Genomic DNA, 6000 nt, shown 5'->3' on the forward strand with positions numbered 1-6000 from the left:
GGCGGCACTGAAAGGCAGCGCACATTGACGACTTCGCTGAAGTCTGTTTTTTTTGATGCCGCGCTGGGCGTCTCTTGGCAGCGCCGCAGCTTTTTCGTGCGTTGGGCCGTGGCAACATCCACCACGGCAGCACCGAGCCAAGCGGATTACGCAGGAACTCACGAAAAACTTTTTTCCTAAGCGCAAATTTTGTGAGGAGCGAGACCTGCTGTGTTTGATCTAGCGCAAATGCAGCAGCCAGACGAATCGCTAATCTGATCAATTCGACGCGTTCAACCTGCGCAAGGGTTGAAAGACGCTGGTGTGATTTCGAAGCCCTGTTCGTGGCCGGCTGGCGTCATGTGACCATGACGGCTTTCCGTTCCTGGTCGGGTTTTCGCGGGACAATATGGCGCTGCGCTGACATTTATTTAATTCAGGAGTCACCCATGTCCCCCTATCACCAGATTCTCGTACCGGTCGATGGAAGCCCGACGTCGGAAAGGGCGCTGGACGAAGCCATCCGGCTGGCCCAATTGAGCGGCGCCCGGCTGCAGCTGGTTCATGTGGTGGACGAACTCGGCTACGTCAATGGTTTCGAGCCGCCCATGAACTACGTCAATGAAATCATCCCGCTGATGCGTGTAGCCGGCGAAAAATTGCTGGCGCATGACAAGCAAAAAGCGCTGGACAAGGGTGTGAACGTGGACTGTGTGCTGATCGAGGAGGGCCCGGGTCGTATCTGCGACCATGTGGCTGAACAGGCCAGGCGCGCAAAAGCGGACCTGATCGTGGTGGGCTCCCACGGCCGTCGCGGCATTGGGCGCATGCTGCTGGGCAGTGATGCCGAGCAGATTATGCGACACGCGCCGGTGCCGGTGCTGGTGGTGCGTGCATCCGAGGCGGTTGCGTCGACCTGATTGCAGGCCGCTGATGAAGGCGGTTCAGTCCAAAGAAACCGATTCGAGGTAGTAGGGCATGTGGCAGGGCCAGTGCAACTCGCGCTCGATACGCAGCCGCATCGCATCGGCCGCAGCCGGTTCACCATGCGTGATGAAGGTCTGGCGCGGCGCTGATTTGAAGCCGCGCAGCCAGCTGATGATTTCTGCGGCGTCCGCATGGGCCGACAGGCTGTCGAGCATCGCCACCTCGGCGCGGATAGGGACATCCTCCCCGAAGATGCGCACCGACGATGCTCCCCCGGCGATGGTGGCGCCGCGTGTGCCGCCGGCCTGGAAGCCTGCAAACAAGATGGTGTTGCGCTTGTCTGGCGCGAACGCCTTGAGGTGGTGGACCACGCGCCCGCCGGTGGCCATGCCGCTGGCGGAGATGATCACCATGGGGCCATGCCGTGCATTGAGCAGGCGCGACTCTTCCGGCGTGTGCACGATTTGCGCGGAGTGTGCCAGGGCCCGGCACTGCGCCGCCGTCAGCCTCAACTCAGAACGGTTCCGCTCATAAATATGCGTAGCATTGGCTGCCATCGGGCTGTTGAGGTAGACCGGCAGGTTTTGGATGACACCCTGGGTTTTGAGCAGGTGAATGTAGTAAAGAAGGCTTTGCGCGCGCCCAACGGCAAAGGCCGGGATGACGACGACGCCGCCGCGCGCTGCCGTGCGGTTGATCACGTCGGCCAGTTCCAGCAGCGCATCAGTGTTTTTATGCAGTCGATTGCCGTAGGTGGATTCGACCACCAGGTAGTCCGCACCGTCCATCGGCGAAGGAGCCGCCAGTACCAGATCATTGGGGCGACCGATGTCCCCGGAAAACAGGATCGAACGCAAGCCATTGTCCAGCCGGACAAAGGCGGAGCCTGGTATATGGCCAGAAGGCGTCAGCGTGGCGTTCAGGCCTTCGGCAGGCTGCCATTCCTGGCGGTAGCTCACGGGCTCAAACAGCGCCAGACAACGCTGCGCATCGTCGCGGGTATAGAGCGGCAAGGCCGGCGAGTGCTTGGACATCTTGTGCCGGTTCAGGTACTCGGCTTCCTCCTCAAGCAAGTAGCCGCAGTCCGGCAGCAAGATGCGGCACAGGTCAAAGGTTGCAGGGCTGCAGTAGACCTTGCCCTTGAATCCTTGTTTGGCCAGTAAAGGCAGGTAGCCGCTGTGATCAATGTGCGCGTGGGTGAGGATGACGGCATTGATGTGCGCGGGATCAATCGGTAGTGGCGACCAGTTGCGCAGGCGCAGCTGCTTGTAGCCCTGGAATAACCCGCAATCTACAAGGACGCTAGATTTTCCCTGCCGCAGCAGGTACTTGGAGCCGGTGACAGTGTCCGTTGCGCCCAGGAACTGAAGTTTCATGGCTCAGTCTAGTAAGCATGACGGCCAATAGTTTTGATTTGCATCAAGTGCACGAGTGCGAGCATCTGTAGCCTCAGGAAAAATGCTGGAGCAAGTTTATTGCTAGCGTATTTAAATGCGCTATAATTTGAAGCTTGGCGGCTGTAGCTCAGTTGGATAGAGTACTTGGCTACGAACCAAGGGGTCGTGGGTTCAATTCCTGCCAGCCGCACCAAACGTCAAGCCCTGGAACCGAAAGGTTCCAGGGCTTTTTCGTTACGATGTCCCTTGCGGACGCGGTTTTTCCAAGCCCAGACCCCAGGCGCCCATGAACAAGGCCTTCACCAAAGAAACCGATACCGACGACGATGAGGACCTGTCGCTGCCGCCTTTGCCTGCAGGCGGCAAGAACTACATCACGCCTCGCGGCTACGCGCGCCTGCGGGACGAGTTGCTGGACCTGATCGATAGCGAGCGGCCCAAGATCGTTGAGGTTGTGCACTGGGCCGCCAGCAATGGCGACCGGTCGGAAAACGGTGACTACCACTACGGCAAGAAGCGCCTGCGCGAGATCGACAGGCGCATCCGGTTCTTGACCAAACGCCTGGAGATTGCCGAGGTGTCAGACCCGGCTGTTCACCACGGCAACGACCAGGTGTTTTTTGGCGCCACCGTCACTTATGCCGATGACGGCGGTGCCGAGCAGACGGTCACCATCCTGGGCATCGACGAGGCCGACAGTGCGCTGAACCAGGTGAGCTGGATTTCGCCGATTGCACGGGCGCTGCTCAAGGCCCGTGTCGGCGACGAAGTGAAGCTGACCACGCCCGCCGGGATCAAGGACATTGAAGTGGTCGAGGTCCAGTACCCGGCGCCCGCAGCAGGCGCCTGAGACCTGGTATCAGACGCCCGGTTTGATGCGCTGGACGCGCAAGACCGATGGCGTGCGTTTGACGCTGCGCATGACAGATGCCAGGTGCACGCGGTCGCGCACCTGCACGCCGAAGCGCAGGTCACTCGCGTCCTGCGCCGCCTCCTGCGCCATGTCCACATGGGTGATGTCGGCTTCTGCACTGGCCAGCGCCGAGGCGACCCGGGCCAGCACACCTTTGCCGCTGGTGACGGTCACCAGCAGGCCGGTTTCGAAAGCGCGAGCCGGATCGTCGGACCAGTCCACCGCAATAAAACGTTCGCTGTCGCGGTGCTGGAGCTTTTTGGCCACCGAGCAGTCGTCGGTGTGGACCACCAGGCCCTCGCCGCGGCCGAGGTAACCCACGATGTCGTCGCCGGGGATGGGTCGGCAACAGGTCGCAAACTTCACTGACGCGCCTTCGCTGCCGTCGAGCACCAGTGCGCCCTGGGAGATCGATTCATGGGCGGTGTAGCGCTCGCGGCTCATCAGCAGCGGGTCGGGTTTTTCGCCGGTTTCGCCCAGCAGGGTGACGATGCGTTTGGCCACCATGCTGGCGATGCGTTTTCCGAGGCCGATGTCGGTCAGCAGGTCGGCGCGGGAGCGATTGCCGGAAAAGCGCAGTATTTTTTCCCAGGTGGCGTGATTCAGATCGTCGTCGTCGGGCAGGCGTTCGATGCCTTCGGCCCGCAGCGCCTGGGCGAGCATTTTTTCACCGAGGTCCTGCGATTCGGTCAGCGCCATGGTCTTGAGGTGGTGGCGGATTTTCGACCTGGCTTTGCCGGTGCGCACAAAACCCAGCCAGGCCGGATTCGGGCTGGACACCGACGCGGTGATGATTTCGATCACGTCGCCGTTGCGCAATTCCGAGCGCAACGGCACCTGCTCGCCGTTGACCTTGGCGGCGACGGCGCGGTGGCCCACATCGCTGTGGATGGCGTAGGCAAAATCAACAATCGTGGCGCCGCGCGGCATGGCCATGATCTGGCTTTTTGGCGTGAAAACGTAGACGGCGTCGGGAAACAGGTCGATCTTGACGTGGTCCCAGAATTCGGCGGCATCCCGCGTTTCGTGCTGGATGTCCAGCAGGGACTGTAGCCACTGCGTGCCCAGGCGTTGCGATGCGTCGCTCTCGGGGTCGGTGGCCTTGTACAGCCAGTGTGCGGCCACGCCCGATTCGGCCACGATGTGCATGGCGTCGGTGCGCATCTGGAACTCGATGCTGGTGCCGAAGGGACCGACCAGCGTGGTGTGCAGCGACTGGTAGCCGTTGACCTTGGGAATCGCGATGTAGTCCTTGAACTTGCCGGGCAGCGGCTTGTAGAGCTGGTGCAGAACACCGAGCGCGGTGTAGCAGGCGGTGACACCGCCAACAATGATGCGAAAGCCGTAGATGTCGGTCACCTGCGCAAAAGACAGGTGTTTTTCGTCCATCTTGCGGTAGATCGAATAAAGGGCCTTTTCACGTCCCTGGATATGGACCTGGATGCCGGCGTTGGCAAATGCCGTGTCCACCTCGGCCTGCACCCGCTTGATGACGTCACGCCGACGCCCTCGGGCCCGGGCCAGCGCCTTTGTCAGCGTGGCATAGCGCCAGGGGTAGAGGTGCTGGAAGGCCAGGTCCTGCAGCTCCCGGTACGTCGTGTTCAGGCCCAGGCGGTGCGCAATCGGTGCGTAGATGTCCAGGGTCTCGCGCGAGATGCGGCCCCATTTGTTGCGTGGCACATCGCCCAGCGTGCGCATGTTGTGGCTGCGGTCGGCGAGCTTGATCAGGATGACCCGCACATCGCGTGCCATCGCCAGCAGCATTTTCCGGAACGACTCGGCCTGGTTTTCCTCACGGGTGTTGAATTCCAGCTTTTCCAGCTTGGTGAGGCCATCCACCAGCTCGGCCACCGGGGCGCCGAAACGCTCGATCAGCTCGGGTTTGGTGACGCCGCAATCCTCGATGGCGTCATGCAGCAGCGCCGCCATCAGGGCCTGGGCGTCGAGCTTCCATTCGGCACATTGCTGGGCAACGGCAATCGGGTGGGTGATGTAGGGCAGGCCGCCATTGCGGATCTGCCCGAGATGGGCTTCGTCAGCGAAACGGTAGGCCTGGCGAATACTGTCAACGTCCGCCGCGCTCAGGTAGTCGAGTTTGGCGGTGAGCGCGGCAAAACTCGCCGCGGCCGCGTTCGCGGCAGCCGGGGTCGACTTGCTGTGGGCAGGGGGGGAAACCAGGGCGCTCATGCCTTAAATGTATCGCGGTGACGGTAAAACTCGCGAAACACGGTCTTTGGCGGGACAACCGGAAACAAAAAAGCACCGCGCAGCGGTGCTTTTTTGGGGAGCGGAGGGCTTCAGCTCGGGACTTTTTTCAGCATTTCCAGACCGATTTTGCCTTCGGCGATTTCGCGCAATGCGGTCACGCCGGGCTTGTTCTTGCTTTCAATCTTGGGCGCGTGGCCCTGGCTGAGCATGCGGGCGCGGTAGGTCGCGGCCAGAACCAGCTGGAAGCGGTTCGGGATTTTTTCCAGGCAGTCTTCAACGGTAATGCGGGCCATGGGGGATCTCCGGGTAAATGGGAACGGTGAAACTGGGGGCAACAGATCAGGAGATGTGCAGGGCCTTGAAGGTCTCGGCACGGGCGCGTCGCTGCGCTGCAAACTTGAGCCGTTGGGCATGAACAATGGTTTTCAGGTCGAAAACGGCTCGTTCAAATAACTCGTTGATTATAACGAAGTCGAATTCCCGGGCCTGAGCCATCTCGACGGCGGCTTTTTGCAGGCGCAGGTCTATCACGTCGGGCGCATCCTCGCCGCGCCGTTCCAGCCGCGAACGCAGTTC

The 6000-nt window shown here is 61.2% G+C and carries 6 protein-coding genes, 1 tRNA gene and 1 pseudogene; 4 read left to right on the forward strand and 4 right to left on the reverse strand.

Annotation, left to right across the window (positions count from 1 at the left end):
- Positions 1-24 precede the first annotated feature (24 nt).
- Both Q8K05_RS08815 and Q8K05_RS08820 read left to right on the forward strand, forming a co-directional pair.
- Positions 25-180: a hypothetical protein gene (locus Q8K05_RS08815; protein ID WP_305246258.1), complete on the forward strand. Its 156-nt coding sequence runs from the start codon at positions 25-27 to the stop codon at positions 178-180.
- A 248-nt stretch (positions 181-428) separates the two neighbouring features.
- On the forward strand, positions 429-899 hold the full coding sequence (locus tag Q8K05_RS08820; protein ID WP_305246259.1) for a universal stress protein: 471 nt from the start codon (positions 429-431) through the stop codon (positions 897-899).
- A gap of 24 nt (positions 900-923) precedes the next feature.
- On the opposite strand, the gene Q8K05_RS08825 is transcribed toward Q8K05_RS08820, so the two are convergent.
- The gene (locus tag Q8K05_RS08825; RefSeq protein ID WP_305246260.1) at positions 924-2282 is read right to left on the reverse strand and encodes an MBL fold metallo-hydrolase RNA specificity domain-containing protein; all 1359 of its coding nucleotides are present in this window, start codon (positions 2280-2282) and stop codon (positions 924-926) included.
- Positions 2283-2419: 137 nt separating this feature from the next.
- On the opposite strand from Q8K05_RS08825, the gene Q8K05_RS08830 reads away from it, so the two are divergent.
- Positions 2420-2496 (forward strand) — tRNA-Arg (locus Q8K05_RS08830).
- Positions 2497-2589: 93 nt separating this feature from the next.
- On the forward strand, positions 2590-3153 hold the full coding sequence (gene greB, locus Q8K05_RS08835; RefSeq protein WP_305246261.1) for a transcription elongation factor GreB: 564 nt from the start codon (positions 2590-2592) through the stop codon (positions 3151-3153).
- Positions 3154-3162: 9 nt separating this feature from the next.
- On the opposite strand, the gene Q8K05_RS08840 is transcribed toward greB, so the two are convergent.
- From Q8K05_RS08840 to Q8K05_RS08850, 3 genes and pseudogenes are all read right to left on the reverse strand, one after another.
- Positions 3163-5403 carry a bifunctional (p)ppGpp synthetase/guanosine-3',5'-bis(diphosphate) 3'-pyrophosphohydrolase gene (locus Q8K05_RS08840; RefSeq protein WP_305246262.1) on the reverse strand — a complete coding sequence of 747 codons (2241 nt, stop codon included), beginning with the start codon at positions 5401-5403 and terminating at the stop codon, positions 3163-3165.
- Positions 5404-5513: 110 nt separating this feature from the next.
- The gene (rpoZ, locus tag Q8K05_RS08845) at positions 5514-5717 is read right to left on the reverse strand and encodes a DNA-directed RNA polymerase subunit omega (protein WP_096662930.1); all 204 of its coding nucleotides are present in this window, start codon (positions 5715-5717) and stop codon (positions 5514-5516) included.
- Between the two features lie 46 nt (positions 5718-5763).
- A pseudogene (locus Q8K05_RS08850) lies at positions 5764-6000 on the reverse strand (guanylate kinase); the annotation flags it as partial.

Origin of the sequence: Polaromonas sp., assembly GCF_030682935.1 — a bacterium.
GTDB lineage: Bacteria > Pseudomonadota > Gammaproteobacteria > Burkholderiales > Burkholderiaceae_C > Polaromonas.

Bases quoted from the DNA above. Each gene is read 5' to 3' on its own strand.
- Q8K05_RS08825 (WP_305246260.1), bottom strand. From the start codon at position 2,282: ATGAAACTTCAGTTCCTGGGCGCAACGGACACTGTCACCGGCTCCAAG.
- Q8K05_RS08840 (WP_305246262.1), bottom strand. From the start codon at position 5,403: ATGAGCGCCCTGGTTTCCCCCCCTGCCCACAGCAAGTCGACCCCGGCT.
- greB (WP_305246261.1), top strand. From the start codon at position 2,590: ATGAACAAGGCCTTCACCAAAGAAACCGATACCGACGACGATGAGGAC.
- Q8K05_RS08820 (WP_305246259.1), top strand. From the start codon at position 429: ATGTCCCCCTATCACCAGATTCTCGTACCGGTCGATGGAAGCCCGACG.
- rpoZ (WP_096662930.1), bottom strand. From the start codon at position 5,717: ATGGCCCGCATTACCGTTGAAGACTGCCTGGAAAAAATCCCGAACCGC.